This window comes from Streptomyces xanthii (genome assembly GCF_014621695.1).
GTDB lineage: Bacteria > Actinomycetota > Actinomycetes > Streptomycetales > Streptomycetaceae > Streptomyces > Streptomyces xanthii.
In genome coordinates this window covers 702,318-728,758 of the sequence record NZ_CP061281.1, presented here as the reverse complement: position 1 = coordinate 728,758, position 26,441 = coordinate 702,318, and the positions used below count along the sequence as shown (strand labels likewise).

At 72.5% G+C, this 26,441-nt stretch carries 30 protein-coding genes and 1 tRNA gene; 13 read left to right on the top strand and 18 right to left on the bottom strand.

The features are described 5' to 3' along the window. Positions 1–35: 35 nt before the first annotated feature. A complete protein-coding gene (locus tag IAG42_RS03565) occupies positions 36–1,124 on the bottom strand; it encodes an alpha/beta fold hydrolase (protein ID WP_223205841.1) in 1,089 nt (362 codons plus the stop codon). An 89-nt stretch (positions 1,125–1,213) separates the two neighbouring features. Continuing rightward, positions 1,214–1,331, bottom strand: a tRNA-OTHER gene (locus IAG42_RS03560). Positions 1,332–1,619: 288 nt separating this feature from the next. Here IAG42_RS03560 and IAG42_RS03555 point away from each other — a divergent pair. Beyond that, positions 1,620–2,114, top strand: a complete 495-nt coding sequence (locus IAG42_RS03555) for a hypothetical protein (protein WP_188335543.1) — start codon at positions 1,620–1,622, stop codon at positions 2,112–2,114. Positions 2,115–2,259: 145 nt separating this feature from the next. Here the strand turns inward: IAG42_RS03555 and IAG42_RS03550 are convergent, their stop codons facing one another. Next, the gene (locus tag IAG42_RS03550; RefSeq protein WP_188335542.1) at positions 2,260–2,424 is read right to left on the bottom strand and encodes a type 2 periplasmic-binding domain-containing protein; all 165 of its coding nucleotides are present in this window, start codon (positions 2,422–2,424) and stop codon (positions 2,260–2,262) included. A gap of 27 nt (positions 2,425–2,451) precedes the next feature. Between IAG42_RS03550 and IAG42_RS03545 the strand changes: the two genes are divergently transcribed. Together IAG42_RS03545 and IAG42_RS03540 are read left to right on the top strand one after the other, a co-directional pair. Further along, on the top strand, positions 2,452–2,799 hold the full coding sequence (locus tag IAG42_RS03545) for a hypothetical protein (protein ID WP_223205840.1): 348 nt from the start codon (positions 2,452–2,454) through the stop codon (positions 2,797–2,799). A gap of 234 nt (positions 2,800–3,033) precedes the next feature. Continuing rightward, the gene (locus IAG42_RS03540; protein ID WP_188335541.1) at positions 3,034–4,635 is read left to right on the top strand and encodes an AMP-binding protein; all 1,602 of its coding nucleotides are present in this window, start codon (positions 3,034–3,036) and stop codon (positions 4,633–4,635) included. Here the strand turns inward: IAG42_RS03540 and IAG42_RS03535 are convergent. Then, a complete protein-coding gene (locus tag IAG42_RS03535) occupies positions 4,632–5,324 on the bottom strand; it encodes an aminoglycoside adenylyltransferase domain-containing protein (protein ID WP_188335540.1) in 693 nt (230 codons plus the stop codon). The two genes, IAG42_RS03540 and IAG42_RS03535, sit on opposite strands and share 4 nt — an antisense overlap. A gap of 106 nt (positions 5,325–5,430) precedes the next feature. Here IAG42_RS03535 and IAG42_RS03530 point away from each other — a divergent pair, with 106 nt between their 5' ends. After that, positions 5,431–6,009, top strand: coding sequence for a TetR/AcrR family transcriptional regulator (locus tag IAG42_RS03530; protein WP_188335539.1), 579 nt, complete (start codon positions 5,431–5,433; stop codon positions 6,007–6,009). Then, positions 6,006–6,851 (top strand): MBL fold metallo-hydrolase, encoded by an 846-nt coding sequence (locus tag IAG42_RS03525; RefSeq protein WP_188335538.1) that lies wholly within the window; start codon positions 6,006–6,008, stop codon positions 6,849–6,851. Before IAG42_RS03530 ends, IAG42_RS03525 begins: the two co-directional genes overlap by 4 nt. Before the next feature lie 38 nt (positions 6,852–6,889). Here the strand turns inward: IAG42_RS03525 and IAG42_RS03520 are convergent, their stop codons facing one another. Genes IAG42_RS03520 through IAG42_RS03510 form a run of 3 tightly spaced genes read right to left on the bottom strand, consistent with a single transcriptional unit; the run spans position 6,890 to position 8,910 of the window. Next, positions 6,890–7,819: a hypothetical protein gene (locus IAG42_RS03520; RefSeq protein ID WP_188335537.1), complete on the bottom strand. Its 930-nt coding sequence runs from the start codon at positions 7,817–7,819 to the stop codon at positions 6,890–6,892. Between the two features lie 23 nt (positions 7,820–7,842). Then, positions 7,843–8,385, bottom strand: a complete 543-nt coding sequence (locus IAG42_RS03515; RefSeq protein ID WP_188335536.1) for a DUF6529 family protein — start codon at positions 8,383–8,385, stop codon at positions 7,843–7,845. 3 nt (positions 8,386–8,388) lie between these two features. Then, a complete protein-coding gene (locus IAG42_RS03510) occupies positions 8,389–8,910 on the bottom strand; it encodes a COG4315 family predicted lipoprotein (RefSeq protein WP_188335535.1) in 522 nt (173 codons plus the stop codon). A 246-nt stretch (positions 8,911–9,156) separates the two neighbouring features. Between IAG42_RS03510 and IAG42_RS03505 the strand changes: the two genes are divergently transcribed. Further along, positions 9,157–9,849, top strand: a complete 693-nt coding sequence (locus IAG42_RS03505) for a restriction endonuclease (RefSeq protein ID WP_188335534.1) — start codon at positions 9,157–9,159, stop codon at positions 9,847–9,849. A 15-nt stretch (positions 9,850–9,864) separates the two neighbouring features. Then, positions 9,865–10,497, top strand: coding sequence for a hypothetical protein (locus IAG42_RS03500; protein ID WP_188335533.1), 633 nt, complete (start codon positions 9,865–9,867; stop codon positions 10,495–10,497). Between the two features lie 61 nt (positions 10,498–10,558). Here IAG42_RS03500 and IAG42_RS03495 read toward each other — a convergent pair whose 3' ends face one another. The 3 genes from IAG42_RS03495 to IAG42_RS03485 form a co-directional block, all read right to left on the bottom strand. Further along, positions 10,559–11,710: a Rieske 2Fe-2S domain-containing protein gene (locus IAG42_RS03495; protein WP_188335532.1), complete on the bottom strand. Its 1,152-nt coding sequence runs from the start codon at positions 11,708–11,710 to the stop codon at positions 10,559–10,561. Then, positions 11,707–13,356 (bottom strand): FAD-dependent oxidoreductase, encoded by a 1,650-nt coding sequence (locus IAG42_RS03490; protein ID WP_188335531.1) that lies wholly within the window; start codon positions 13,354–13,356, stop codon positions 11,707–11,709. The genes IAG42_RS03495 and IAG42_RS03490 overlap by 4 nt, the downstream gene beginning before the upstream one ends. A 248-nt stretch (positions 13,357–13,604) precedes the next feature. Next, positions 13,605–14,138 carry a PadR family transcriptional regulator gene (locus IAG42_RS03485; RefSeq protein ID WP_188335530.1) on the bottom strand — a complete coding sequence of 178 codons (534 nt, stop codon included), beginning with the start codon at positions 14,136–14,138 and terminating at the stop codon, positions 13,605–13,607. Positions 14,139–14,284: 146 nt separating this feature from the next. On the opposite strand from IAG42_RS03485, the gene IAG42_RS03480 reads away from it, so the two are divergent. From IAG42_RS03480 to IAG42_RS03470, 3 genes are all read left to right on the top strand, one after another. Next, positions 14,285–14,830: a VOC family protein gene (locus IAG42_RS03480; RefSeq protein WP_188335529.1), complete on the top strand. Its 546-nt coding sequence runs from the start codon at positions 14,285–14,287 to the stop codon at positions 14,828–14,830. Between the two features lie 20 nt (positions 14,831–14,850). Further along, complete coding sequence (locus IAG42_RS03475) at positions 14,851–15,912, top strand: 2,3-butanediol dehydrogenase (RefSeq protein ID WP_188335528.1); 1,062 nt, start codon at positions 14,851–14,853, stop codon at positions 15,910–15,912. 131 nt (positions 15,913–16,043) lie between these two features. Continuing rightward, positions 16,044–16,469 (top strand): ester cyclase, encoded by a 426-nt coding sequence (locus tag IAG42_RS03470; protein ID WP_188335527.1) that lies wholly within the window; start codon positions 16,044–16,046, stop codon positions 16,467–16,469. Between the two features lie 27 nt (positions 16,470–16,496). On the opposite strand, the gene IAG42_RS03465 is transcribed toward IAG42_RS03470, so the two are convergent. After that, positions 16,497–17,909, bottom strand: coding sequence for an aldehyde dehydrogenase family protein (locus IAG42_RS03465; RefSeq protein WP_188335526.1), 1,413 nt, complete (start codon positions 17,907–17,909; stop codon positions 16,497–16,499). Between the two features lie 59 nt (positions 17,910–17,968). On the opposite strand from IAG42_RS03465, the gene IAG42_RS03460 reads away from it, so the two are divergent. After that, positions 17,969–18,628, top strand: coding sequence for a TetR/AcrR family transcriptional regulator (locus IAG42_RS03460; protein ID WP_188335525.1), 660 nt, complete (start codon positions 17,969–17,971; stop codon positions 18,626–18,628). Between the two features lie 16 nt (positions 18,629–18,644). Here IAG42_RS03460 and IAG42_RS03455 read toward each other — a convergent pair whose 3' ends face one another. From IAG42_RS03455 to IAG42_RS03445, 3 genes are all read right to left on the bottom strand, one after another. Further along, the gene (locus tag IAG42_RS03455) at positions 18,645–19,112 is read right to left on the bottom strand and encodes an SRPBCC family protein (protein WP_188335524.1); all 468 of its coding nucleotides are present in this window, start codon (positions 19,110–19,112) and stop codon (positions 18,645–18,647) included. 77 nt (positions 19,113–19,189) lie between these two features. Further along, a complete protein-coding gene (locus IAG42_RS03450) occupies positions 19,190–19,534 on the bottom strand; it encodes an ArsR/SmtB family transcription factor (protein WP_188335523.1) in 345 nt (114 codons plus the stop codon). Further along, complete coding sequence (locus IAG42_RS03445) at positions 19,531–20,070, bottom strand: SRPBCC family protein (protein ID WP_223205839.1); 540 nt, start codon at positions 20,068–20,070, stop codon at positions 19,531–19,533. Before IAG42_RS03445 ends, IAG42_RS03450 begins: the two co-directional genes overlap by 4 nt. A gap of 173 nt (positions 20,071–20,243) precedes the next feature. Between IAG42_RS03445 and IAG42_RS03440 the strand changes: the two genes are divergently transcribed. Both IAG42_RS03440 and IAG42_RS03435 read left to right on the top strand, forming a co-directional pair. Continuing rightward, positions 20,244–21,221 carry a phage baseplate protein gene (locus IAG42_RS03440; protein WP_188335522.1) on the top strand — a complete coding sequence of 326 codons (978 nt, stop codon included), beginning with the start codon at positions 20,244–20,246 and terminating at the stop codon, positions 21,219–21,221. Between the two features lie 130 nt (positions 21,222–21,351). Then, a complete protein-coding gene (locus tag IAG42_RS03435) occupies positions 21,352–21,600 on the top strand; it encodes an SCO4226 family nickel-binding protein (RefSeq protein ID WP_188335521.1) in 249 nt (82 codons plus the stop codon). On the opposite strand, the gene IAG42_RS03430 is transcribed toward IAG42_RS03435, so the two are convergent. Genes IAG42_RS03430 through IAG42_RS03415 form a run of 4 tightly spaced genes read right to left on the bottom strand, consistent with a single transcriptional unit; the run spans position 21,590 to position 26,366 of the window. Next, on the bottom strand, positions 21,590–22,606 hold the full coding sequence (locus IAG42_RS03430) for an SDR family oxidoreductase (protein WP_188335520.1): 1,017 nt from the start codon (positions 22,604–22,606) through the stop codon (positions 21,590–21,592). The genes IAG42_RS03435 and IAG42_RS03430 overlap by 11 nt on opposite strands. Beyond that, positions 22,587–24,398: a glycoside hydrolase family 15 protein gene (locus IAG42_RS03425; RefSeq protein WP_188335519.1), complete on the bottom strand. Its 1,812-nt coding sequence runs from the start codon at positions 24,396–24,398 to the stop codon at positions 22,587–22,589. The genes IAG42_RS03430 and IAG42_RS03425 overlap by 20 nt, the downstream gene beginning before the upstream one ends. 16 nt (positions 24,399–24,414) lie before the next feature. After that, complete coding sequence (locus tag IAG42_RS03420; RefSeq protein ID WP_188335518.1) at positions 24,415–24,555, bottom strand: hypothetical protein; 141 nt, start codon at positions 24,553–24,555, stop codon at positions 24,415–24,417. Then, the gene (locus IAG42_RS03415) at positions 24,552–26,366 is read right to left on the bottom strand and encodes a thiamine pyrophosphate-requiring protein (RefSeq protein ID WP_188335517.1); all 1,815 of its coding nucleotides are present in this window, start codon (positions 26,364–26,366) and stop codon (positions 24,552–24,554) included. Before IAG42_RS03415 ends, IAG42_RS03420 begins: the two co-directional genes overlap by 4 nt. Positions 26,367–26,441: the final 75 nt, after the last annotated feature.

Genomic DNA, 26,441 nt, shown 5'->3' with positions numbered 1-26,441 from the left:
GCGGCCGGAACCCGAGCCGGCCGCGGGCGGTCGGCTCAGCCGTTCCAGGCGCAACTGCCCAGCGTCGCCTTCCCCTTGCCGACCAGCGCGTCCGCCTCCCGGGCCGGCAGCGCCCGCGTGTGCTCGTCCCGGCAGACCACCGTCCGGTCCGCCCGGCCCGCCAGGTCGACGAGGATCTGGTCCCAGTGGCGGTACTGGACGTCGTGCCCGGAGTCCGCGTACGTGCGGGTCCGCACCTGGCCGGGGGCGAACTGCTCGCGCCACGTGGCCAGGGTGCTCGCGGGCACGGTGGTGTCCTTGTCGCCGTGGTACAGGAACACGGGCGCCGTCAGCTTCGACGCGTCCGGGCCGGGGCGCTCGCAGTACAGCCGCTGCTCGTGCACCTGCGGCGCCGGATCCGCCTGCTGGCCGCGCTGGTTGTAGGTCCGCGCCCCCTCCTCGTACGCCGTGTCGGCGAAGCCGGGGATCGACCGGACCGGGCTGTCGGCGGGGAAGGCCCACCACACCCGCGGGTCCCTGATCTGGTCCTTCACGGCGGCGGAGAGCTGCTCGTCGGACAGGGCGCAGTACGCCGGCTTCGCGCCGAAGGGCGGGAGCGCGGCCGCCAGGTGCAGGGCGCTGATCCGCTCGGGGGCGCGGGAGGCGATCTCGGCGGCGTACGGGCCGCCGCCGGATATCGCGATCACCTTGAACTCCCTTACGCCGAGCCGGTCGAGGACCTGGAGCACGTCCTCGGCGTAGTCGGCGCGGCCCAGTTCCGGATCGTAGGCGGTGTCGCCGAAGCCGTTCCGTTCGACCGTGATCATGCGCAGGCCCAGGTTCTGCCGGGTCGTGCGCAGGAAGTCGGTCATGTGGACGGCCCGGGCGCTGGTCCCGGTGCCGCCGATGTAGAGCACCGGAGTGCCGTCGGCCGGGCCCGAGTCGGTGTAGTGGGCGGTGCGGCCCGAGGGGAGCTTCGCGGCGCGCACGTCGGCGCCGAGGGAGTCGAACGTGTTCTGCACCTTCGGCTCGGCCGGGGGGCTCGCGCTCACCGCGCCGGTGCCGCCGATGACGATCCCGCCGAGGAGGGCGAGGGCGGCGACGCCGACGGTGGTCGTGGTGCGGTTGAGCGCGGGCAGCGGCACGGGAACTCCTGGGGCCGGAGGGACACTTGACGTGCCCGCGCCTACCCGCCGCCGCGTCGGCTCACACAGGGAGCCGCCGGGGCGGTCGGGACGCCGACGGGATTCGAACCCGCGGGATGGAGACGGGCGTGCCCGCCCCTCTCCTCCAGTCGGCGTGAGCGAGGCACCGCTCACGCCGATCGCAATGGGCCGCTCTGCCACGGCGCCCCGACCTGCGGAACCGCGCGATTCCGCTCACCGCAGGATAGAGATCGGACCTGTGCGGGGCGATCGATTTGTCGGCCGATGACGAAGTCCTGCCGCGGCGAGGGTGTCCGGGACTCCCTGCCCGTGGTTCGACCACGGCGCGAATTGAACGGTGCATGCCAAAAGAAGCGTGACCGTGCCTTGTCGTCTCAAGAGGGGCGTGCCTCAATGGGCCCACTCACCACGGCTGACAGACCGTCAGGCCACCGGTGCGACCTTCCCCCCACACGAAGGGCACAGGGTACCCCCATGCGACGAAACCCCCGTATCTCCTTCTCCGCTCCCCGGCGCGCCGGGCTGACCGCGGCGCTCGGCGCCGGCCTCGCGGCCGGCGTACTGGCACTGGCTCCCGCGGCCGGCGCCGTCGCGCCGCAGACCGCCACGATCTCCTTCGACTGCGGCACCTGGGGCTCCGGCAGCGCCACCCTCACTGCGGCGCAGAACGGCACCGCCGCGACCATCGAGGTGTCGACCTCCGCCATCACCGCTCCGATCAATGTCGGCGCGGGCTCCGTGAACTCCACCCTCACTCTCACCAACCACGGCACGGGCGCGGTCCAGTTCACCGGCAACTCCAACCCCGCGATCCCGGCCGGCAGCCCCGTGTCGACCGGCCCGCTCACCGGGACGGTCGCCTCCGGCGACAGCCTGGAGGCGACGTCCCTGAAGGTGGTCGTCTTCGGCATCACGGCGACCTGTACGGCGACCTCCGCGCAGGCCCCGGGCCCGCTCGTCTTCGACTGAGCGCAACGGCGTCCGGCACGGAGGTATGAGGTGCGGGGGTACCGGCCCGTCGTGGCCGGTACCCCCGCACGCGTGTTCAGTGCGCGGCGGCCGCGGAATCCGGTGCGGCTCCGGCGACGGCCGCGATCACGGCGGCATGCGCCGGTCATGCCGCGCGGCCGGGGCGGGTCAGGGCGTAGCTGCGGCGGGTTCCGGCCAGCCCGTGAAGGGGGAGCGCGCGCACGCCGGGGTGGCGGGGGCCGTCGGCGGCCACGAAGGCGGTGCCCAGGCCCGCCGCGATGAGCCGTGCCGCCAGGTCGAGGCTGTCCACGTGATGCTGGAGGCGGGGGCTGAACCCGTGCGCCGCCGTCACAACCGCGACGCCGTGGAGCGGACACTTGCCACGGCGCGGGCCGGCGCCGAGCTGATCCGCGCCGCCGGCCGCGTGGACCTGCTCGTCGAACCCGAGCTGTCCGTCCTCGTCTTCGAGCGCCACGGCTGGGACCACGCGGACTACGCCCGCTGGAGCCGCGCCCTGCTCGACGCGCAACAGGCCTTCGTCACCCCCACCAGCCACCGCGGCCGCCCCTGCACCCGCCTCGCGATCGTGAACCCGGCGACGACCCCGGACGACATCCGCCTGATCGTCGACTTGATGCGCGAGCCCGCCGCCCGGCAAGGGTCCGATGGTCAAATGCGTATGTGATCAAGGAAAAGAAGGAGTCAAGCGGGCGCATATGGCTTGATCTGAGGCGCGAACTGACGGGACGGCAGGTTAGCCTGAGATTGGTTGTCTGGGGCAACCAAATTGCCCGGGGTGGGCCCCACCCCCTCCGGGCGCGCCCGCATGCGTGGGCGGCCCCGGACCTCCGTGACCGATCGAGCACCACCACGGGCGCACCCAGGGACGAGGGCGCCCGTGGGTTCAGGAGGAACGCACATGCCCGCCGAGGCATCCGCAGCCGTAGCCACCCCCACGCGCACCACCCGCCAAGACCCCCCACTCTTCCGTACTTTCGTCGAGGAGAGCCTCGACGCCCTCCGGGCCGCCCCGGACCGCGAACTGCTGGTCCACGGCGAACACCGCATGACGTCCCGTCAATTCCACGCGCTGGTCCACGGAATGGCCCACGCCCTCGCCGCCGCCGGCGTCGAGCGGGCCACCACCGTCACCCTGCTCAGCGGCAATCTGCCCGAGGCCGTCGCGGCCCGGTACGCCGCCAACCTGCTGGGCTGCCGCGTCAACCACCTCTACAACAAGCTGTCCGCCGACGTGCAGGCGACGATCGTCCAGGACGTCGAGACGCGGGTCCTGATGGTGGACCCGCGGTACGCGGACCGTGCGGCCGAGATCACGGACCGCGTGCCCGTGCCGCACGTGTTCGTCCTCGGCGGGGGCGGGGGTTCGACAGGGCCGGATCTGACGGCACTCGCCGCCGGGCAGCCGGACGACGCGTTCGTCTCCCGGGCCCGGCCCGAAGACATCTGCACCATCCGGCACACCGGCGGCACCACCGGCCACCCCAAGGGCATCGTCACCACCTTCGAGCAGGTCGCCCGGATGAACCGCATGGCGACCGCGGTCCGCCCTGGGGAACCGGCGCCCCGCCAACTCGCCTGCACCACCCTCGCGCACGCCGCGGGCCTGCTGGCGGACATCGTGATCCGCTCCGGCGGCACCGTCGTGCTGCACGACGACTTCGACGCGGGCGAGGTGCTCGCCACCATCGAGCGCGAACGCGTCACCCGCCTGTTCCTGCTGCCGCCGCTCCTCTACGAGCTGCTCGACCACCCGGAGTTCGCGCGGCGCGACCTGAGCAGCCTGCGTGGCCTGACGTACGGAGGCTGTCAGGCCTCACCCGCGCGCATCGCGGACGCCGTATGCCGTCTCGGGCCCGTGCTCGTGCAGTTCTACGGGCAGAACGAGGCCGGCGGGATCAGTGTGCTCACCGCCGACGACCACGACCCGGAGCGGCCCGAACGGCTGCGGTCCGCCGGCAGGGTGCTGCCCGGCGTGGACGTCGCCGTCCGTGCCCCCGACGGCCGGGACCTGCCCGTCGGTGAACTCGGCGAGATCTGCGTCCGCTCCGAGGGTGTGATGACGGGCTACTGGAAGCAGCCCGGACTGACCGCCGAGGTGCTGCGTGACGGCTGGCTGCGCACCGGCGACATCGGGTTCCTGGACGCGGACGGCTACATCACGGTGGTCGACCGGCTCAAGGACATGATCGTGGTCGTCGGCGGCCACGTGTACACCACCGAACTGGAAGACCTCGTCAACGCGCACCCGAAGGTGCGCCAGAGCGCCGTGTACGGCGTGCGCGACGCCGACCGCATGGAGCGGGTGCACGCCGCGGTCGTCCCCGTGCCGGGCTCCGGCGTGACGGCGGAGGAGCTGCGGGCGGCGGTGCGCGAGGAGCGCGGCGCGATGTACGAACCGGCGCACATCACCTTCCTGCCGGCGCTCCCGCTGACCGACGCCGGCAAGCCGGACAAGAAGCTGCTGCGCAGGCTGGCGGAGGAAGCGGCCGCACGGGTCTAGAGCCGGGGCCCGCACTCCCGCCCGCCGGAAGCCCTCCGGCGGGCGGGAGTCGGCGAGGGCGGACCCGGGGTGAGCAGTCGGGAGGCGCTCTCCACGAACACCGCGGCATCGGCCGACGCCGGCCGGGGCCCGCACCCGAGCTGATGTGAGAGGGCGGCGGCAACCGTCGTATGCCCCCCGTGCCGGGACAGGTACCACCGTCCGCCGCCGACCTTCGAGCACAGCCCTCCGCCCTCGGCGAAACGGAGCGCGCGGCACGCGTTGAGCACCGCGTAGGTCGAATCGGCCTGATCGAGCCCCCACCGCAGCTCGTCCAGCATCGCGGTCACGACGCGCTCGGCGGGCACCGGGCCGAACACCTCGGACGCCGGGGGACCGCAGACGGCGTAGGGGTGATCGCGGCACACGGCGCAGTGCAGGACGAGATCGGGGTCCCCGGCGTGACCCGCCCCCGGCACGACGACCCGCTCCTCCGCGCTCGCCCGGACATGGACCTCGAACGGGCAGGCACCGAGGTCCGCCGCCGTGGCCGACGTGACGACACTCAACTCCAGCCCCGTGCCGGGGCAGTGCGCCGCCGTGGCTGCCAACTCCTCGCCCAGATCCCGCTGTTCGGCCTGGCCAGTCGCCCCCGCGACGACAGCCAGCACGTCCAAGTCGCTGCGCGTGGCCCGGAATCCGCCCAGCACAGCCGAACCGTGCACGCACACGCCGACGAGATGCGCCGAGCCCAGGGCGTCTCTGGCGGTCTGACAGCCTCTTGTTCTTACTAGACCAGTCTGTATATTAAAAGTCATGCCACGCCGAACTGACACCAGGGAACGGGTACTTCGCGCTGCGGCCACGCTGTTCCAGACGCAGGGGTACCACGCCACCGGCCTCAATCAGGTGCTCGCCGAGGGCGGGGCGCCGAAGGGGTCGCTCTACTTCCACTTCCCGGGCGGGAAGGAGCAGTTGGCCTCGGAGGCGCTCGCGCTGTCCGGCGGCGAGATGTGCGACCTGATCAAGGCGGCCCTCGACGCGGCCGACGAGCCCGAGGCCGCCGTCGGGGCCGTGCTGCAGGCGCTCGCCGACGCCCTGGAGGCCTCGGACTTCACCGCGGGGTGCCCGGTCGCGACGGTCGCGCTCGACGCCGCCGGGGACAGCGAGGCGATCAGAACCGCGTGCGAGCGCGTCTACGCGTCCTGGACCGACACGATCAGCGACCACCTCGTCGGACACGGCGTCGCCGCCGACCGCTCGGCGGCCCTGGCCGTCGTCCTTGTCGCCTCGATCGAGGGCGCGCTCCTGCTGGCGAAGACCCGACGGGACGTCGCGCCGCTCCACGCGGTGGGCGCCCACCTGCGACGGAGTATTGCGGAGGCTGTGCGATGAGGATCCACCATCTGAACTGCGGCACCATGCGACCGTTCGGACGCCGGCTGGTCAACGGGACGGGCAGCCCGTTCGGTGCCGGCGAGATGGTCTGCCACTGCCTGCTGATCGAGACCGAGCAGGGCCTCGTACTCGTCGACTCAGGTGTCGGGCTCGACGACGTGGCGCGGCCGTCGGAGTCGCTGGGCCGAGGGTTCCGGGTCGTGGCCAGGCCCGTGCTCGACCCGGACGAGACCGCCGTGCGTCAAGTGGCCGCGCTCGGCTACGACATCGAGGACGTGCGCCACATCGTCCTCACCCACCTGGATCTCGACCACGCCGGCGGACTGCGCGACTTCCCCCGCGCCAAGGTCCACGTGCTGCGGACCGAGCTCGACGCCGCGCTGTCGGCCGGGACGCGCGCCGAGCGGATCCGCTACCCCGCCGCGCAGCGGGCGCACGGCCCCGACTGGGAGACCTATGAGGCGGTCGGCGAATCCTGGTTCGGCTTCGACGCCGTGCGCGGGCTCATCGGACTTCCCCCGGAGATCCTCCTGGTGCCGCTCGCCGGCCACACCAGGGGGCACACCGGCGTGGCGGTGGACAGCGGCGACGGCTGGCTGCTGCACGCGGGCGACGCCTACTTCTTCCACGGCGAGGTCGACCCCGCCGACCCCCGCTCGACGGCGGGCCTGCGCCTGTTCCAGTCCCTCGTGGAGACCGAGGGGTCGCCCCGGCTGCACAACCAGCAGCGGCTGCTGGAACTGGCGCGGACCAGCGGGGACGAGATCAGGATCTTCTCGGCGCACGACCCCGTGGAACTGCGCCGGCACCAGAGCGCGACGCCGTCCGTTGCCCCGTGACGGGTACTCGTCCTGCTTCGCCCGCCCTGAATGAGCCGTCAACTCGGCGGCCAGTCACGGCTGTTCGTGACCTCTTCCACGATGCGGTCCCACCGTGCGGCGCCGCCCGGCAGCGGCCAGGACCAGGTCGGGCGGCCCGCCGTGTCGAGGGCGCGGAGGCGGCGGGCGAGGACCGGGCCCATGAGTGCGGCGCCGTCGGGGACGGAGGGGCTCCGGGTGGCGCGGAGCCCGGCGAAGCGGGCGATTTCCGACGTGTACGCGCCCACCGCCTCGTCGACCCGCGCGGACAGCTCGTCGCGGGGCGTCACGCGGCGCAGCTCCAGGAGCGCGGGCTCCACGGACTCGGCGATCGCCGCGGCGAGGCGTGCGTGCCCGTCGAGGATCAGATGGCAGTCCAGGCCGCTGATCCACCACGTCAGGACCGGCGGGAGCGTCCCGTCCCTGGCCTGCTTGCGGTACGCCTTGACCCGGCTGTCGCCGGCGTCCGGCATCGGCCGCGACGGCAGGACCTCCCAGGACCCGGAGTGGACGAACCAGTCGATGTACCCGTCGGGATGCCCTTCGACGAGCAGCTCGCCCCAGTGCTCCGCGAGCGGGACCCCGGCGTCGCGGCCACGGAGCCGGCCCTCGGGCGAGAGCAGCCAGCGGCCCTCGTGCAGCGGTCCGTCCGGTGCGTCGGCCAGGAAGCGGGCGAAGCGGTGCGCCCACCGCTGCGTGCTGCCCGCCAGGGCGCGTGCCTCGTCGGCGCGCAGCGGCGGGACGATCGAGCGGTACGCGTCCGTACGCCAGAAGTCGACGCCCGCGTACCCCGGATCGATCACGGCGAGCAGGACGGGCGCGTCCCCCTGGGAGATCAGCAGCCGGTTCCCGGCGCTGTACACGCACAGCCCCGGACGCAGACGGTCCCGCAGGTCCAGGGAGAGCCCCACCCACGTGCCGTCGTCCTCGGTGACATCGCCGCGTCGCATACGGCGAGCCTAGACGGCCGCCGCTACAGGCCCGGGACGGTGAACCCGTTGAGGGCCCACAGCGCGGCCGAGTACCAGAGCAGCCCGATCGCGGCGAACAGCGCGGCGCCCGCCACCGGCAGCGTCCAGCCCGGCAGCCGGCGGCTGCGCACGACCAGCACCTTCGTGACGAAGGCCCCGTACAGCGCGCAGCCCGCGACCGAGTGCAGGAAGACACGGGTGCTCGACGTCTCCACGCCGTAGGTGCGCACACAGTGGAAGGCGATCGGCACCGACAGCAGGAAGGCCAGCCAGCCGACGGCGCGGTGGGCCGGGCGGACCCGGCCGGGCCGGGCGCGGCCGTACATCCACAGCGCGAGCAGGACCTGGACGACCGCGAGACCGAACAGGGCCGACCCCAGGCGGGCCTTGAGCGTGACCGCGTCGGCGCCGTGAGCGCCGAACAGACTCGTCGTGTACTCGGGGGAGTGGTGCCGGCCGGTCAGCCAGATCGCCACCCCGACGGCCACGGGCAGCACCGCGCCGAGCGCGACCGCGACGGCCCGGGCCGGAGTCGTGGTGGCCACCGGTCAGTCCTTGTCGACCTTGTTCCCGTCGGCGTCGAGCACGTACCACTCGGCGCCGAACTGATTGAGGGCCTGGCCGTTCGCGTCGCCCGGCTTCGTGTCGCCCGCGTACCCGTAGACCGGGTGCCCGTGGTACGTGACCTGGGTCTTGCCGTCGTCCCGCTTCGTCGTGCCGAGCAGCTTGTCCTGCGCCGAGCCGCCCACCGACGCCTTGCCCTCCGTCAGCAGCGGCGGCCAGGCCGTCGCGCAGCCGCCCTTGCACGTGGAGCTCGTCGACTTGTCCGCCTCGAACAGGTACAGGGTGCGGCCCTTGCCGTCGACGAGAACCGTGCCGAGGTCGCCGACCTTCGCCGTCTTCACCTCGGCCGCGGCGCCGGCCGGAGCGCTGCTCGGGCTCTTGCTGGTCGACGACGACGGGGACGCGTACGAGGAACCGCCACCCCCGTTGTCGTCGGAACAGCCGCTCGTCGCGGCGATCGTCAGGAACGCGGCCGTTCCCACGACGGCCAGGCGCATACGCCTCATCACAGCTCCACATGTCGACTCGGGAGGCCCGGCGTCCGGGGGCCCGCTGCCCGCATACTGCTCGATCGCGCCATCCCGGCGGCCGACGGTGCCTGGGGCCGCCGGGAGTTTCACCGGTATGGCGGCGTCGACCGGAGCCGGGGGCGGCGCGGCGCGGAAGGCACTCTTGCGGGGCCCGGGCAGGCCTTTCACACTGCGGACCACGGGGCGGAGCGCGTGGAAGCGGAGTGGGGGAGTGGTGCGGTGATGGCAGCACGTCGAGGGCGCGGCCGGTTACCCAAGGGCACGCGCCGCAAGCTGCAGGGCCTCGGAGCGGGCGCGGCCGCGATCGCCGCCGTGTGGCTGGCGGTGAACTGGGACCAGGTGTGGCCCGTGGCCGCGGCCGTCGCCGGGGTCGTCGTGGCGGGCGGCGTCGGCTGGGCCCTGTGGCGGGCCCACCGGAACGCGGTCGGCCAGGACCGTCTCTGGCGAGAGGAGGAGGCGGAGAAGGCCAGGGAACGGTCGATGACGGAGGTCGACGCGCTGTCCTGGCAGGAGTTCGAGCAGTACGTCGCCGAGCTGTGCCGCCGGGACGGCTGCACGAAGGTCGTCGTCAGCGGCAAGAGCGGAGACCTCGGCGCCGATGTCGTCGGCCGGCTCCCCGACGGGCGCAAACTCGTCGTCCAGTGCAAGAAGTACGCGCCCGACCGCAGCGTGTCCTCCCAGGACATGCAGAAGTTCGTCGGCACCGCCCGGCCCGAACACGGCGCGGACGTCGCCCTGTTCGTCACCACCTGCCGTACGTTCACCAAGGCCGCGCAGGGTCTCGCCTCGCGCCAGGACGTCGTCGCCCTGCACCGCGACCTGCTCGGCGCCTGGGTCAAGGGCGCCCACCTCGACACCCTGATCCCGCTCAACGGCCAGGGCGACGGCAGGACGAAAAGACGCTCGACGGCCTGAACTAATCTTCGCCGCATGGCCATGACACCTGATGAGTTCTACGAGCACGCGCTCGCCGCCACCGACGACGCGCACCGCCTCCCCCTGGCCCGGATGACCGGGTGGGAGATCAGCCCCTTCGAACAGGAGGGCCTGAGCGTCACGCCGCTGCGCCCGCCGGTCGTCCCGGAGCCCCCGCGGCACGGTGAGGACCCGGCGGAGTGCGGCTCGTGCGGCCGCCGCGACCAGGGCATCTGGTTCAACGAACGCTGGCGCCTGACCCGCGTCCAGGAGGTCGGCGTTCCCCTGGTCCTCATGCTGCACCCGCGCGACCACTACGACATGGCGGACCTGCCCGATGAACTGGCCGCCGAACTGGGCGTACTGACGACCCACATCGTCCGCCACGTACAGGCCCTGCCGCACATCTCCCGCGCCCACGTCTACCGCATCGGCGACGGCGGCGCCCACCTGCACATCTGGTTCTTCGCCCGCCCCGAGGGCCAGACCCAGATGTACGGCTCCTGGCTCCCCGTCTGGGACGACCTGCTCCCCGAATACCCGGCGGACCTCGCGGACGCGGACGCGGACCAGGTGGCCGAGTCCCTCCTCAAGTCCGCCGGCGGCACACGTACGGCGGCCGAGGCGTCCGGCACGCCCACGGCCTGAACCACGCGCACATCCCTCATGACCGCCACCGTACCGAGGCGGCCATGAGGGAGTGTGCGGGTCAGGAGGAGATGGTGCTCGTGTGGGAGACCGTGCGGCCCGCCGCCAGGTTCTCCGCTACCTCCTCGCGCCAGACCTTGTCGGCGCGGCTGGTGTCCAGCTCGAACTCGAAGCGGTTGGTCATCTCCGGGGTGATGTCCTCCACGTCGACGTAGAACTGCTGGTACCAGCGGCGCAGTTGGTAGATCGGGCCGTCCTCCTCGGTGAGGAGCGGGTTGTCGACGCGGGCCTTGTTCTGCCAGATCTCCGCGTCCTGGCGGAAGCCGATCTCGACGCCGGCGCCGAACTGCCGGGCCGCCGCGTTCGCCGCCTCGTTGTCCATTCCGGGCAGCTTCTTCACGATCACGCCGAACTGCAGCATGAACGCGTCCTGGCGGACCGGGTAGTGACTGTTGATCAGGACCGCCTCCAGCTCCTGGCCGCCGCCGACCGGGCTCCACAGGTAGTCGATCATGTAGGAGGGGCCGTAGTACGCGGCCTCGGAGCGGTTCACCGCGGGCTCCGTGCCCGGCGGGACCATGCCGAGGTCGTAGTCCTGACGGTACTCGAAGTTCATCTGCTGGGCCGCCGTGTGCCCGTCGAGGACGTTCTTGAAGTACGTGGGGAAGGAGTAGTGCACGTAGAAGAAGTGCGCCATGTCCGAGTTGTTGTCGACGATCTCGCGCGGGTGCGAGCCCTCGATGAGGATCTGGTTCCAGGTCCACTGGCTCCACTCGTCGCTGAACGCGCCCTCGATCCTCGGGATCGCCTGCTCGGGGATCGGCGGATTGCCCTGCGGGTCGTGCCAGACGAAGAGCTGCTTGTTCTCCTCCAGCGTGGCCCAGCTCCGGGTCCTGGCCGTGCGCGGCACGCGGCGCGCGTAGGGGATCGCGGCGCACTTGCCGTCGCCCGACCAGCGCCAGTCGTGGAACGGGCAGGCGACCGCGTCCCCCTTGATGCTGCCCTGGCTCAGGTCTCCGCCCATGTGCGGGCAGTAGGCGTTGAGGACGTGCAGCTCGCCGCTCTCGCCCTGGAACACCACGAGCTTGGTGCCGAAGGCCTCGATCTGGTGCGGCTTGCCGTCCTTGAAACTGTCCGCGAGGCCCAGGCAGTGCCAGCCGCGGGCGAAGCGGTCCGGCATCGCGCCGGTCCTGATCGTGTGGAACGAGCTCATGAGGCGTCCTTCATGTGGGTCGCGGCGACGTAGCCGAAGGTCATGGAGGGGCCGATGGTGGAGCCGGGGCCCGGGTAGGTGTCGCCCATGACGGCCGCCGAGCAGTTGCCGGTGGCGTACAGGCCGTCGATCGGTGAGCCGTCCTCGCGCAGGACGCGGGCGTGCTCGTCGGTGAGCAGACCGCCCTTGGTGCCGAGGTCGCCGGGCTTCACCGGCAGGGCGTAGTACGGGCCCTGGGTGAGCGGGTGCAGGTTCGGGTTCGGCAGCGTCGGGTCGCCGTAGTAGCGGTCGTACGTGCTGTCGCCGCGGCCGAAGTCGGCGTCACGGCCCTGCTGCGCGAGGGAGTTGAAGCGCTGGAGCGTCGCCTCAAGCCGGTCGGCCGGGACACCGATCTTGCCGGCCAGCTCGCGCACCGAGTCGGCCGTCTTGAGAATGCCCTCCTCCTCGAACGCCTTCGGGAACTTCTGCCCGGGGACCAGACCGAGGAACGGGTAGCGCTTGCGGGCGACCGAGTCGAGGATGATCCACGAGTTCTCGGGCGCGCTCGGGCTCGCGTACATGCGGTCCACGAACTCGTGATACGGAGCGGCCTCGTTGACGAACCGCTCGCCGTCACCGTTCACGATCACCATGCCGGGGATCGCGCGGTCGGCGACCAGGAAGAACAGCCCGCCGCCCGGGACCGGCGTGGACGGAGCGCCCCACACCTTGTCCATGAGGGCGAGCGCGGCGCCCGCCTCGATGCCCGCCGTGAGCACCTCGCCGACCTGGCCGGGCGACGAGTGCGTCCAGTCCGCGGACGTGGGCCGCGGCAGGTACTTCTCGCGCAGCTCCTGACTGTGCGAGAAGCCGCCGGCGGCGAACAGGACACCGCGCCGCGCCCGCACGGTCACCGTGCGGCCGTCCCTCTCGACGCGCAGACCGACGACCTTGCCGTCCTCCAGCACCAGCTCACGGAACGGAGAGTCGAGCCACAGGCCGCCGCCGGACGCGGCGAGCGCGAGCCGCAGCCGGCCGACGAGCGCGGTGCCGAGCGCCGCCATCTTCTTGCCGGCGAGGAGGTTCTTGGCGGCGGCCGCCGCCATCTTCACCGCCGTCCTGCGGCCCTTCCACGTGCGGGCCGCCATGTTCAGGAACCGGAAGTCGTACTGTGTGATGGTCAGGCCGTACGTGGGCAGCTCGTTGGTGCGCAGCTTCTCCCGCTCCGGGCCGAGCTTGCGCAGGTCCAGCGTCTCCGGCTCGATGGTCCGGCCGCGCGGCCTGCCGCCCTTGCGCTCGGGATAGTAGTCCGCGTACCCGGGCACGTACTTGAACCGCACCCAGTCCGTGCGCTCGTGCAGGAAGCGCAGCATCTGCGGGCCGCGCGTCAGATAGGCCGCCTTGCGTTCCCGGCTGACCTGGTCGCCCACGGTGGCGTCCAGGTAGTCCATGGCGTTGTCGAACGTGTCGACCTCACCCGCCTGCTGGAGATACAGGTTGTCGGGTATCCACAGACCGCCGCCGGACAGTGCGGTCGAGCCGCCGTACCGGTCGGTCTTCTCCACCACCAGGGCGGACATGCCGTGCAGCTGCGCGGTGATCGCGGCGGTCAGGCCGCCTCCACCGGAACCGACCACCACTACGTCGTACTCGTGATCCCAGTCCACTGTGACTGTTCCCTTCACTGAAACCGAGCTGTGGCCGAGGCGCGCGCCGCAAGAGGGGGTCTTCAGGCGTGCGCTCGGGCGGCGGGGCGTGGACCCGGTCCGATCCGTGCCGGCGATGCCGGTGACGCGCCCTGTCTCCCTGGCCCTGCGGGAGTCCCTGAACGTTCCATCCGAGGGCCGGGGAGCAACAAGCCCGTCTTCCCGCTCAGTGGGAGACCGAGGGAGATCGGGGGAGACCCGGCGGCGGGCTACGGGTTCCCGGGCGCCCCGGTCAGTGCCTGCTCGGCCGTGTCGCACCAGGTCAGGCCCGCCCGGGCCATGGTCAGCGCGTACGAGTGGAGCAGATCGGCCGGACCCGGCGAGCCCTCCGTCTCCTCGGGGGTGAACCGGGCGAGCCAGGCCTCGAACTCGCGGCGCTTGGCGCGGATCAGCGGCAGGGCGTGCGCCGGACTGAGCGACTGCACGAAAAGCAGCTTCAGCAGCGCCTCGTCACGCAGTTGCGGCGCCGCGGGCGGCTGCACCAGCCACTCGTCCAGGGCCCGCCGGCCCTTCTCGGTGGCCTGCCAGATCACCTGCCGACGGCCGCCCGAGGACTCCTGACCCGTGATGAGCCCTTCCTCCTGGAGGCGCTTGAGCTGCGGATACAGCTGGGCGTAGCTCACCCCCCAGAAGGCGTCCACCGTCTCCGCGCAGGCCCGCTTGATCTCGTAGCCGGAACGCGGGCGCACGGCGATGAAGCCGAGGGCGGTCCAGGCCGTCGCCGTCAGTTCGGTCCTCGCCAAGGTCTTGCCTCCCCTATATATCTTCCATATATATAGGCAACCTACTGGGCTGCCGGTCCGTGAACCACCGGCAGCGGCCCCGTCATCGGAGCGCACCCGGTCCGGTGCTCTCCCCTCCGTCTCCGCACCCTCGCTCAGGAGGACAGGTGCCCCCCTCGATCGGATCGATAGACCAGCTCGGCTACGTCGTGAAGGACGTCGAGGCCGCCATGCGGCACTGGACGACGAACCTCGGCGTCGGCCCCTTCTTCTACTTCCCGCAGGCCGCCGTCGGCCGGACCTTCTACCTGGGCGAGCCCACCGACGCCCGCATCGCCGTCGGCATCGCCCAGGCGGGCGACGTGCAGATCGAGCTCATCCAGCAGCTCAACCCGCAGGCCCCCAGCGCCTACCGCGACTTCCTCGAGGAGCGCGGCGAAGGCCTGCACCACGTCGGGCACTTCGTCACGGGCGAGGGCGACGACACCTACGACGCGTTCCTCGCCCGCTTCGCCGAGGCCGACGTCGAGCCCTACCACCACGGAGACTCGGGCCCCGGCAGCCGATTCGCCTATCTGCCCACCGAGGAGCACGGCGGCACCGTCGTCGAGGTCATCGAGACCGCCCAGTGGGGCGGCTTCTTCGACGCGATCCGGGCGGCCGCGGCCGGCTGGGACGGCAGCGACCCCGTCCGCGAGATCACCGTTCCCTGACCGGAAAGGACCCGGCGACCATGCGCGCACTGCGCCTGCACGGACCGAAGGACCTCCGCCTGGAGGACATCCCCGAGCCCGAACTGCGGCCCGGCACCGTCAAGATCAAAGTCGACTGGTGCGGGATCTGCGGCTCCGACCTGCACCTCTACCAGGCGGGACCGGCCGCGTTCGGCCTCGACCACCCGCACCCGCTGACCGGCGAACAGGCCCCCGCCGTCATGGGGCACGAGTTCGCCGGCCACGTCACCGAGATCGGCGAGGGCGTCACCGGACTCGCCGTCGGCGACGCCGTGTGCGTCGAGCCGGAGATCTACGACGACACCTGCGCGTACTGCCGGCACGGCGACTACAACCTCTGTCAGCGGTGCGGATTCGTCGGCATCAACGGCTGGGGCGGCGGCCTGTCCGAGTACGTCGTGCTGCCGCCCCGCATGGTGCACCGGCTGCCCGACGGCGTCGGCACCGACGTCGGCGCCCTCGTCGAACCCCTCGCCGTCGCCTGGCACGCCGTGCGCCGTGCCGCCCTCCCGCCCGGCGCCGCCGCGCTGGTCGTGGGCGCGGGACCCATCGGTCTGGGTCTGCTGTCCGCGCTGAACGCGACCGGCGCCCGTCTCGTCGCGGTCAGCGAACTCAGCGCGGCGCGCAAGGAGTTGGCGGAGCGCCTGGGCGCCGGGGCCGTGCTCGACCCCACGCGGGACGACGTCCTCGCCCGCGTGCGGGAGCTGACGGACGGGCTCGGCGTGGACGCCGCCTTCGACGCGTCCGGCCTCCAGGTCACCCTCGACACCGCGCTCGGCTCCCTCCGCAAGCGCGGCACCCTGGTCAACCTGGCCATGTGGGAGCAGCCGGCGGCGATCACGCCGGGACAGTTCATGATGAGCGAGACCTCGTACACGTCGAGCATCGGCTACGCGGGCACGGACTTCCCGTCCGTCATCGCCGCGCTGGCCCGCGGCACGATCGACGCGGCCCCCTTCATCACCTCCCGCATCCCGCTGGAACGGGTGGTCGAGGACGGCTACGAGAGCCTGCTCGGCGCGGGCCGTGACGCCCACGTGAAGATCCTCGTGCACCCCTGACCGGGCCCCGCGACCCGAGCCCGTGCCCGGCTTGACCGGATGCTGACGACTGCTTGATCGAAAACTGGGACTCCGCACGACGGCCCCTGAGTAGGCTCGCGCCGAATCACGACCGGACTGGGGGAGTTGACGTGGTGGAGGACAACAAGAAGGTGGTCGCGGGCTTCTTCGAGGCCGTCAGCGCGCGCCGGCCGGAGGACCTGCCGAGGTTCCTGGCGGACGGCGTCGTGGACCACAACAAGATCATTCACGGGGAGGCCGACGAGCCGGGGGCGGCCTTCGAGGGCCTGCGTCAGCAACTGGCCGCGTTCGACCCGCTCACCGTCCAGGTGGACGAACTGATCGGCGAGGGCGACCGAGTGGTCGCCCGGGTCACCCAGCGGGGCGTCCACGGCGGTGTGCACGCGCGGATGCCGGAGCCGACCGGCCGCGCCTTCGAGAACGAGGCGATCTGGATCTTCACCGTGACCGCGGGGAGGATCACGGAGATCCGGGCGGTGAGCGACCGGCTCGGCCTGTTCCTCCAGCTGGGCTGGCCCTGGCCGCAGGCCGGCTGACGGCGGTCGCTCCCCGCCCGGGCGCGGTCAGAGGAAGCGGCGCAGGAGGCCGGACTTGACGCGGTTGAACGGCGGGTAGGCCACGCGGAGCGGGTCGCCGATCAGGGGCTTGTCGAGGATCGGCTTGGTGTGGCTGAACGTGTCGATGCTGTGCTCGCCGTGGTAGCCGCCGATTCCGCTCTCGCCGACACCGCCGAAGGGCAGGCCGGGGACGGCGAGATGGGCGTTCGGGGCGCCGAAGGACAGGGCGCCCGATGAGGTCTCCGTCGTCAGGCGGCGCTTGGTGACGGCGGAGTCCGTGAAGGCGTACAGGGCCAGCGGCTTGTCGTGCGCGTTGACGAAGGCGATCGCGGTGTCCAGGTCCGGGACGCGCAGGATCGGCAGCACCGGGCCGAAGATCTCCTCGCGCATCACCGGCGCGTCCGGGTCCACGTCCGCGAGGACGGTCGGGGCCAGGTAGCGGTCCGCCCGGTCGTGGGCGCCGCCGGTGACGATCCGGCCGCTGTCGAGGAGCGCCGTCAGACGGTCGAAGTGGCGCTCGTTCACGACGCGGCCGTAGTCGGCGCTCCGCGCGGGTTCGGCCCCGTACATCTCGCGGATCGCGGCCGTCAGATGCGGCTCGATCTCCGTGGCGGCCTCGCCGATCGCGAGGAGGTAGTCGGGGGCGACGCAGGTCTGCCCCGCGTTCATGAACTTGCCCCAGGCGATGCGGCGGGCGGCCGTGGCCAGATCCGTGCCCGGCTCGACGATCGCCGGGCTCTTCCCGCCCAACTCCAGGGTGACCGGGGTGAGATGGCGGGCCGCGGCGGCCATGACGACACGGCCGACCGCGCCGTTGCCCGTGTAGAAGATGTGGTCGAAACGCTGCTCGAGCAGCGCCGTGGTCTCCGGGACGCCGCCCTCGACGACGGCCACCGCCTGCGGGTCGAGCGCACGGGGAAGCCAGTGGGCGAGCGCCGCGGAGGTCGCCGGGGCGAGCTCGCTCGGTTTGACGACCACACTGTTGCCCGCGGCGATCGCGCCGACCATCGGGGCGAGGGCGAGCTGCAGCGGATAGTTCCACGGGGCGATGACCAGCACCGTGCCGAGCGGCTCGCGCACCGTACGGGCCTGGGCCGGGCGCAGCGCGAGCGGCACGGAGACGCGGCGGGGGCGCAGCCAGCGGTCGAGATGGCGCAGGGTGTGGTCGATCTCGTTGAGCGTGAACCCGATCTCGGTCGTGTAGGCCTCCGTGGCGCTCTTGCCGAGATCGGCGCGGAGTGCGGCGACGAAGGCGTCCTCCTGCTCGACCAGCAGGCGGCGCAGCGCGCGCAGTTGCTCCTTGCGCCACTCCAGTGGCTTGGTGCGGCCGTCGGCGAAGGCCGCGTGCAGACGGGCGACGGTCGCTGCCGCGTCGTCGTCCGCCGGGGCGGGTGTGGTCCGGATCGTGGAAGCGGTCATGCGCTCGAGCATAAACAAAACGAAAGCGTTTCGTTTCGTTTTCCTGTTACGGTTCGGGCATGACCCGCACCACAGGCCCCGGCGCCGGTACCGCATCCGCCGAGGTGTCGTCCGCGCCGCGCCGGGGGCGGCCCCGCGACGCCGCCCGGGACCGGGCGCTCCTGGAGGCCACGCTGGCCGTGCTCGCCGAGAGCGGGTACCGAGGGCTGACCACGGCCGCCGTGGCCGCCCGCGCGGGCGTCTCGACCGCGACTCTCTACCGGCGCTGGTCCTCGAAGGAGGACCTCGTCGTCGCCGCGGCCGCCACGGTCACCGAAGGCCCCTGCGATCCGCCGGGCACCGGCAGCCTCGAAGGCGACCTGCGGGTCGTGCTGCGGGACAAGGCCGCCGTCATGACCGGCGAGAGCGGCAGGCTGATGCGCGCGCTCGTGGGGGAGGCGGCCTGCAACCCCGTGCTGGCCGGGGCGCTCACCGTCGCCTTCCTGGAGCCCGTGTACCGGCGGGTGGCCGAGGTCGTGCGGTGCGCCGTGGAGCGCGGCGAGATCCCCCCGGTCGAGAACCCGGACCTGCTCGGCGAGATCGTGGTCGGGCCGGTGATGAGCAGGTTCCTGCTGACCCCGGATCCGCCGGAGCGGGTGCCGGCCGACGCGGCGCGCGCCGAGGCCGACCGCTTCCTGCCCTTCGTTCTGAGGGCCGTCGGCGGAACCCCGCGCACGTGACCGCCCGGTCCTGCGCTCAGGGCCGGGCCTCGACGTAGGACGCCAGGTTGGCCAGCGACGAGGCGATGCCCGCCTCGTGGACCGCCTGGTCGATGCCCGGGGGCACGTCCGTGGCGGTCACCGTCACCTCGGTTCCCGTGCGGACGGGGACCAGGTCCCAGGTCATCGTCATCGTGCCCGCGTAGGCGGGGTCGTCGGACTCGAACACCGCCTGCTGGGTGACCCGCCGGGGTCGCACCAGCTCGCCGAAGCCCACGTCGACGACGTCCTCGCCGGCCGAGGACTTCCCCGGGCCGCCGGTGGGATCGAGGTACGTGAGCACCATCCGGAACCCGCCGCCGGGCCGCGGGTCCCACCGCTCGACGCGCCCCCGCATGCCGTCCGGCGGCAGCCATGCCTCCAGCGCCTCGCGCCGCAGGAGAGCGTCGTAGACGGCCGCCTGCGGCGCCGCGATGATCCGGCTGACACGATCGGTCCTGACCATGAGCCGAGTGTAGGCAGGCGCGGGCGGGGATGACGGCTATCCCGCACGGATCTTGACGGGGTGTCAGGCCGGAGGGGCTACGCGTCCGGGGCCTGGGCGGGGCGTTCCGCCAGGTCCTTGATACGGAGCAGACGGGTCTCCCAGGAGCGGCCGATGCGGTCCAGCTCGCGGGCCAGGGCGCCGAGGCGGGCGCCGACCGCGAGGTGGAGGACCTCGCGGCCGCGCTGCTCCGACTCGACGAGACCGACCTCGCGCAGCACCTCCAGATGCTTGCCGATCGCCTGCCGGCTCACCGGCAGCTCCCTGGCCAGCGCGGACGCCGACATCGGACCCTCCCCGAGCCGGGTGAGGATCTCCCAGCGCATCGGGTCGCCGAGGGCCGCGCACAGTCCGGGGAGCGTGGTGGGCGGGGGAGCGGTCACGGCCGGGCCGCCTCGGGGGCCTCGACGAAGGCCTTCGCGGCCTCCAGCTCCACGTGCCAGCCCTTGTCGTTTCCCTCGCGTTCCTCGAGCCAGGCTGCCGGGTCCTTGGACAGGCCGCTGAACCCGCTCTCGACGACCCGCAGGGTCACACCGCCACCGTCGCGTTCGTCGATCCAGAACTCGACCAGCGTGGACGGCCTCGACTCGTCGCGGTACGGGGTGCCGATCCAGCGGAACGCCGCGTAACGGGGCTTGTCGAGCGCGACGGTGCGGAAGCGGAACTCGCCGAGCTTCGGGTGGCGGACCACCGCGACGCCGTCGGCCTCGTGGGTGAGGTCGGGCTCGGCCTCGACGTCGCCGTCGTTGATGTACCAGCCGGGCCGTGCGACCAGGTCCCAGACGCGGTCGGCCGGGGCGTCGATGTCGACCTGCCGGGCGATCCTGTCCAGGGCGTCCAGCTCGGCTGCGGTGTACGTGGTGTCGCTCATGGTGTCCTCCGTGGCGGTGTCGCGGACGAGTTCAACCTGCAACTCCAAGGTTGCACAAGAAGGCGGGTAGTGCAACCCGTGGGTTGCGGGTCGGGGTGGGTGCGGCCCTGCGCGCCTGCCAACTGCCCGTCGACTACGAGGGGATGGGGCCGTCCGCACCCTCCGCGCGCACGGATAACATCACGTGCCCCTTCCCTCCACACGCGTCCATGGAGTCGCTCATGAACCGCACCGCCGGCCTCCCCCTCTCCCGCCGCGGTCTCATACGCACCGGTGCCGGAGCCTCGCTCGCCGCCCTCGGGCTCGGGCTGGGGGCGCCCAGCGCCTCCGCCGCCGTCTCCGCCACGAAGCGGTTCGACCTCACGCAGCCCTCGTACGACCTGTTCCGGGACAAGGACACGCACGGTCCGCGCGTCCAGCAGAGCTTCGCCTTCGACTGGGTGAACAAGTTCCTGTACGTGGCGACCAAGCGGGACGGCAGCTCCGAGTCCGCCGGTGACCTGTGCATCAACAAGATGGACTTCGACGGGAACTACCTGTCGTACATGCATCTCGACGGGTTCGGCCACGGCGTCGCCTTCGCCGCGCTGCCCGACGGCTCCGGCACGGAGCTGTGGATCGAGTGCGCCACGAACACCAACGGGTACGGCACCGCGCTCGCGCCCATCCGCTACACCCCGAACACCACGCTGGGCTCGCCCGCCGCCTCGGCCGCGTTCCAGCCGATCTCCGGGGCGAGCGAGTACACCTGCTCCGTCGACCCGGTCTACCAGCGCATGATCGTCCGCTACCACACCAGTGCGGGCAAGCGGATCGCCGTCTACCCGCTCTCCGCGTTCCAGAACCGGACCTTCGGCACGCCGCTCGTCGACTTCAAGCAGCCGGCGATCGCCGGCACCGCACAGGGCTACGCCCTCTACGGCTCGTACATGTACTTCCTGACCGGTGACGCGTACCCGGGCGACGGCACCCCCACCGGGGACGGCAACACGTACGTCACCAGCATCGACATCAACACCGGCACCGTCACGCAGGGACCGGTCCTCACCAAGGCCGGCTCCACGCTGCACTTCCGCGAGCCCGAGGGCCTCGCGGTCTACCGCACCGACGCCGGCGAGGCCCGCCTGTTCATCGGCTTCGCGACGGGCTACGAGGGCGACCGGCGCTCCAGCATCTTCTACAAGAACGCGCTGGTCTGACACGGGCCCGCCCCGTCCGGTCGACCGCGTGGGCCGATGGGCGCAGGATTGAGTTAGCGGAATCGGAGCCGCGCTGCACTTCGGCGGCTCCGAACGTCCGACCCCGTACGGCGGAAGGAGGTGCGACGCCATGTCCCAGTTCATGGACGTCCACCACGGGATGAAGGACATCACTGCCGACCAGTTGATGCAGGCGCACAAGGCCGACCTCGCCATCGAGAAGGAGGAAGGCGTTCACTTCGAGAGGGCGTGGGCGGACCCGAAGTCCGGCACGGTGTACTGCCTCTCCGAGGCCCCGTCGGCCGAGGCCGTCCAGCGCATCCACGAACGCGCCGGGCACAAGGCCGACGAGATCCACCCGGTGCCGCTCAGCGTCTGAGGGATCGGACCGCCAGGACCGCCGCCCCCGCTGCTGCCGTCGCGGCCGCCGTCACCGTCCCGCGGTGCCGGCTCAGCGCCGCGTGCCAGGAGTGGGGGTGGGAGCACGTGTCGAAGACGCCGTGGGCGCCCGCGTCCGTGCCGGGCAGGTCGTCGGAGGGGGTGAAGAGGTTGCCGCCGGGGGGTGACTCCGGGCGGGCGTCCGTCTGCTGGGTGTCGAAGGCCGTGCGGGCCAGGTAGCGGTCCAGGGCGGCCGGGGCCAGGCGGTTCGCCCAGATCGTGGCCCAGGTGGCGGCGCCCACGAGGTACTGCTTGCGGCCGGGGTGGCCGGCGGCGTGCACGATCGCGCGGGCGGCCACCTCCGGCTGGTAGATCGGCGGGACCGGGCTCGGATGGCCGCGCAGCCGGGACCGTACCCAGGAGAACTGCGGCGTGTTCACCGCCGGCAGCTGGACGACCGTGACGCGCACCCGGCTGTGACGGTGGAGAAGTTCGGTGCGGACGGCGGACGTGAAGCCGTTGACGGCGTGCTTGGCGCCGCAGTACGCGGACTGGAGCGGGATCGCCCGCTCGCCGAGCGCCGAACCGACCTGCACGACGGTGCCCCGGTCGCGGGGCAGCATGCGGGCGAGCGCGGCCCGCGTACCGTTGACGAAGCCGTGATAGGCGACGTCGGTGACGCGCGCGTACTCCTCCGCGGTGATCTCCGCGAACGGCGCGAACACCGTCGCGAACGCGCAGTTGACCCAGACGTCGATCGGCCCGAAAGCCTCCTCGGCCGCCTCCGCCACGGCCTCCACCTGCCGCGCGTCGGACACGTCCGCCGGCTGGACGAGGGCGCGCCCGCCCAGCGCCTCCACCTCCTCGGCCGCGGCCCGCAGACCGTCCCGGCCCCGGGCGACGAGGACGATCCAGGCGCCCCGCCGGGCGTACAGCCGGGCCGTGGCCCGCCCGACCCCCGCGCTCGCTCCGGTGATGACGACAATCTCAGACCGGGTCGGTTCCATGGTCGGCTCCCTTCGCAGGACGAGGCGGTTCGGCCAGCCGCGCCGAGGACTCCAGCAGCAGCGAGTGGACGAACGCCTGCGGCAGATTCCCGCGCAACTGCCGCTGGGCGATGTCGAACTCCTCCGCGAACAGCCCCGAGGCGCCGCACGCTCCCCGGTTCCGCTCGAACCAGCGGAACGCGGCCACCAGGTCGCCCTGCTGGTGCTCGGCCAGCGCCATGACGAACCCGCACAGCAGGAACGCGCCCTCGGCGTCCTCCAGCGGCCGCTCGTCGTGCCGGAACCGGTACAGGAAGTGATCGTGCGCGAGATCGCGGCGGCAGGCCGCGAGCGTGGCCCGGGTACGGGGATCGTCCGCGGGCAGCGCGCCGCGCACCGCCGGCAGCAGCAACGAGGCGTCCACCTGCGGAAGTTCCGGCGCCCGCTGCCAGTACCCGTCCGGATGCACGCAGTCGCGGGACGTCGCCGCGAGCAGCGCGTCGGCCAGCCGCGCGCACTCCACCGTCAGCGGATGCCGGGGCGCCGCCCGGGCGACGGCCCGCAGACCGGCGACACAGATCAGCCGGCTGTGCGTCCACCTCCGGTTCTCCAGCTCCCAGATCCCCGCGTCACGCCGCCGCCGGAGCGCCGAGACGGCCCGCACCGCGACCCCGACCGCCTCCCACCCCGCGTCGTCCAGGCGCCCCGCACGCGCCGCCGCAGCGAACAGCAGCAGACACTCGCCGAGCACGTCGAGCTGGAACTGCCCGTGCACCCGGTTGCCCACCCGGTCGAAGCCGCCCGGGTAGCCGGGCAGGTCCAGCGCCTCCTGGTCGGGGACGCGTTCGCCGTGGACGGTGTAGGCGGGCGCCAGCCGGGGCCCGTCCGCGTGCAGCCGCTCCGTGGTGAACCGCACCGCGTCGTCGAGCAGGTCGTGGGCACCGGCCGCGGCGGCCGCCTGCCCCGCCATGCTCTGGTCGCGCAGCCACACGTAGCGGTAGTCGTAGTTGCGGCCCTCCTCGGCCCGCTCGGGCAGGCTGGTCGTCGCGGCCGCCACCATGCCGCCGCCCCGCGAGGTCAGCCCCCGCAGCACGGCGCAGCTGCGCCGCGCGTCCTCGGGCGTCGCCGTGCCGGTGAGCGACGGGACGGCCCGGCGCCAGGCGCTCTCGGTGGCCGCCCAGGCCGGGCCCGGGCGCGGCAGTTCGCGGGGGAGCGGCCCGCCGGAGCACTCCAGGACGAAGTCGTGCCGGGCCCCCTGCGCGAGGTCGAGGTCCATCGTCAGTCCCTGCTCGCCGGCCACGGCGTCCGCGCCGCCCTGCCAGCGCAACCGCCGGTCGCCGCTGCGCAGTTCCCACACCCCGTCGTCGAGCCGCCGCACGTCCCGCAGCGGCGCGCGGCCGTAGTCCGCGTGCGGGGCGAGCACCACCCGCAGCCGCGCGGGCCCGTCGATGGCGCGCACCTGCCGCAGCAGTACGGCGCGGGTCGGCTCGCCGGGGAAGGCGAGCGCCTCGCGGCACTCGGCGATGCCGTCGGTGCCGACCCAGCGGCTGCGCCAGACCAGGCTGCCGTCCTCGTAGTAGCCGCCGCTCACGTACGGGCCGCGCGGGGTGACGGCGTACACGCCGCGCCCGCCGATCAGCGACGCGAAGACCGCGTCGTCGTGCCAGGACGGGGCGCACAGCCAGCCGACGGCCCCGTCCGGCCCGACCAGCGCCCCGCGCTCGCCGTCGCCGAGGAACGCGTAGTCGTGCAGGGCGTGCGGCGGGAAGACCGCCGGGGAGCCGTTGCCCCCGGAGGACGACGTCGTGTTCATGGGTGCGGGCCTCCTTTCACGCCACGTCGTGGAACCGCTTCTGGTCGCGCGCCCACACCGTGACGCCGGCGCAGCGGGTGCCGTCCGCCTCCGGGTGGTCGGTGGGCACCCGGTACACGGACGTGCGCACCGAGTCCACCGTCGGCACGTCCGTCACCGCTTGTCCCCGTCGTCGCCCCGGTGGTGACGGCCCGGCAGCATCTCCTGCACCTTCGCCTTGAAGCCCTGCCGCACCATCGCCGCGCGGTCGCTGTCGCCCTTGAGGACCGCGGCGGCCGCCGCCTCGATCTGGTCGAGCGTCGCATGCGGCGGGATCGGCGGCACGGCCGGATCCGTCCGGAAGTCGAGGACGAACGGGCGGCTCGCGGACAGCGCTGCCTCCCACGCGCCCCGCACGTGCTCCGGCTTCTCCACACGCAGCCCGCCGAGCCCCAGGGAACGCGCGAAGTCCGCGTACCCGACGTCCGGGATCGACTGCGAGGGCAGGAACTGCGGCGCCCCGGACATGGCCCGCATCTCCCACGTCACCTGGTTCAGGTCCTGGTTGTTGAAGACCGCGACGACGAGCCGCGGATCGGCCCACTGCTCCCAGTACTTGGCGACCGTGATCAGCTCCGCCATGCCGTTCATCTGCATCGCGCCGTCGCCGACGAGCGCCACCGCGGGCCGGCCGCCGTGGGCGAACTTCGCCCCGATCACGTACGGCACGCCCGGCCCCATCGTCGCCAGCGTCCCGGACAGGGAACCCCGCATGCCGTCGCGCAGCCGCAGGTGCCGCGCGTACCAGTTCGCGGCGGAGCCGGAGTCGGCGGCCAGGATCACGTCGTCGGGCAGCGAGTCGTTCAGGACATGGGCGACGTACTCCGGGTTGATCGGATCGGCGTCCACGGCCGCGCGCCGCTCCATGACCTCCCACCAGCGCGCGGTGGCCTTCTCGATCTTCTTGCGCCAGTCGGTGTGCTTGTTCTGCTCCAGGTGCGGCAGCAGCGCCCGCAGCGTCCTGCGGGCGTCGCCGACGAGATTGATCTCGAACGGGTAGCGCATCCCCACCATGTGCGGATCGATGTCGATCTGTACGGCGCGCGCCTGGCCGAACTCCGGCAGGAACTGCGTGTACGGGAAGCTCGACCCGACGACGAGCAGGGTGTCGCAGTCCCGCATCAGCTCGTACGAGGGGCGCGTGCCCAGCAGCCCGATCGAGCCCGTGACGTACGCCAGGTCGTCGTCCAGCGCGTCCTTGCCGAGCAGTGCCTTGGCGACCCCGGCGCCGAGCCGGTCGGCGACCTCCATGACCTCCCTGCGGGCGCCCCTGGCCCCCTGCCCGACGAGCACGGCCACCTTCTCGCCCTCGTTGAGCAGCGCCGCCGCGCGCTCCACCTCGTCGGGGGCCGGGAGCGGCGCGTACGCGGACAGGCCCAGGCTGGACGGCACCATCTTGAAGGCGTGCTCGGGCGCCGAGTAGTCGAGTTCCTGCACGTCGGCGGGGACGATGACGGCCGTCACCGTGCGCCGGGCCATCGCCGTGCGCATGGCCCGGTCGAGGACGTTGGGCAGTTGCTCGGGGACCGTGACCATGGCGCAGAAGTCGGAGGCGACGTCCTTGTAGAGGCTCAGGAGGTCGACCTCCTGTTGGTAGGAACCCCCCATGGCGCTCTGGTTCGTCTGCCCGACGATCGCGACGACGGGCACGTGGTCCAGCTTGGCGTCGTACAGGCCGTTGAGGAGGTGGATCGCGCCGGGCCCGGAGGTCGCGGCGCACACGCCGACACGGCCGGAGAACTTCGCGTAGCCGACCGCTTCGAACGCGGACATCTCCTCGTGCCGGGACTGCACGAACGCGGGCTTGTTGTCGGCGCGGCCCCAGGCGGCGAGCAGACCGTTGATGCCGTCGCCGGGATACGCGAAGACGTGCTCGACCTCCCAGTCCCGCAGACGTTCGAGGATGTGGTCGGAGACCTTCGTGGCCATGAGAACGGTCCTTTCCTATGAGGTCCGGTGAGGTCAGGTGCGGTCCGGGCCGGACCCGAGGTCCGGCGGGCCGGA

Excerpts from the sequence above, each read along its gene's own strand:
- IAG42_RS03555 (WP_188335543.1), top strand. The coding sequence starts at position 1,620 with ATGCGACGAAACCCCCGTATCTCCTTCTCCGCTCCCCGGCGCGCCGGG.
- IAG42_RS03540 (WP_188335541.1), top strand. The coding sequence starts at position 3,034 with ATGCCCGCCGAGGCATCCGCAGCCGTAGCCACCCCCACGCGCACCACC.
- IAG42_RS03530 (WP_188335539.1), top strand. The coding sequence starts at position 5,431 with ATGCCACGCCGAACTGACACCAGGGAACGGGTACTTCGCGCTGCGGCC.
- IAG42_RS03525 (WP_188335538.1), top strand. The coding sequence starts at position 6,006 with ATGAGGATCCACCATCTGAACTGCGGCACCATGCGACCGTTCGGACGC.
- IAG42_RS03520 (WP_188335537.1), bottom strand. The coding sequence starts at position 7,819 with ATGCGACGCGGCGATGTCACCGAGGACGACGGCACGTGGGTGGGGCTC.
- IAG42_RS03510 (WP_188335535.1), bottom strand. The coding sequence starts at position 8,910 with ATGAGGCGTATGCGCCTGGCCGTCGTGGGAACGGCCGCGTTCCTGACG.
- IAG42_RS03505 (WP_188335534.1), top strand. The coding sequence starts at position 9,157 with ATGGCAGCACGTCGAGGGCGCGGCCGGTTACCCAAGGGCACGCGCCGC.
- IAG42_RS03500 (WP_188335533.1), top strand. The coding sequence starts at position 9,865 with ATGGCCATGACACCTGATGAGTTCTACGAGCACGCGCTCGCCGCCACC.
- IAG42_RS03495 (WP_188335532.1), bottom strand. The coding sequence starts at position 11,710 with ATGAGCTCGTTCCACACGATCAGGACCGGCGCGATGCCGGACCGCTTC.
- IAG42_RS03475 (WP_188335528.1), top strand. The coding sequence starts at position 14,851 with ATGCGCGCACTGCGCCTGCACGGACCGAAGGACCTCCGCCTGGAGGAC.
- IAG42_RS03465 (WP_188335526.1), bottom strand. The coding sequence starts at position 17,909 with ATGACCGCTTCCACGATCCGGACCACACCCGCCCCGGCGGACGACGAC.
- IAG42_RS03460 (WP_188335525.1), top strand. The coding sequence starts at position 17,969 with ATGACCCGCACCACAGGCCCCGGCGCCGGTACCGCATCCGCCGAGGTG.
- IAG42_RS03455 (WP_188335524.1), bottom strand. The coding sequence starts at position 19,112 with ATGGTCAGGACCGATCGTGTCAGCCGGATCATCGCGGCGCCGCAGGCG.
- IAG42_RS03440 (WP_188335522.1), top strand. The coding sequence starts at position 20,244 with ATGAACCGCACCGCCGGCCTCCCCCTCTCCCGCCGCGGTCTCATACGC.
- IAG42_RS03435 (WP_188335521.1), top strand. The coding sequence starts at position 21,352 with ATGTCCCAGTTCATGGACGTCCACCACGGGATGAAGGACATCACTGCC.
- IAG42_RS03430 (WP_188335520.1), bottom strand. The coding sequence starts at position 22,606 with ATGGAACCGACCCGGTCTGAGATTGTCGTCATCACCGGAGCGAGCGCG.
- IAG42_RS03425 (WP_188335519.1), bottom strand. The coding sequence starts at position 24,398 with ATGAACACGACGTCGTCCTCCGGGGGCAACGGCTCCCCGGCGGTCTTC.
- IAG42_RS03415 (WP_188335517.1), bottom strand. The coding sequence starts at position 26,366 with ATGGCCACGAAGGTCTCCGACCACATCCTCGAACGTCTGCGGGACTGG.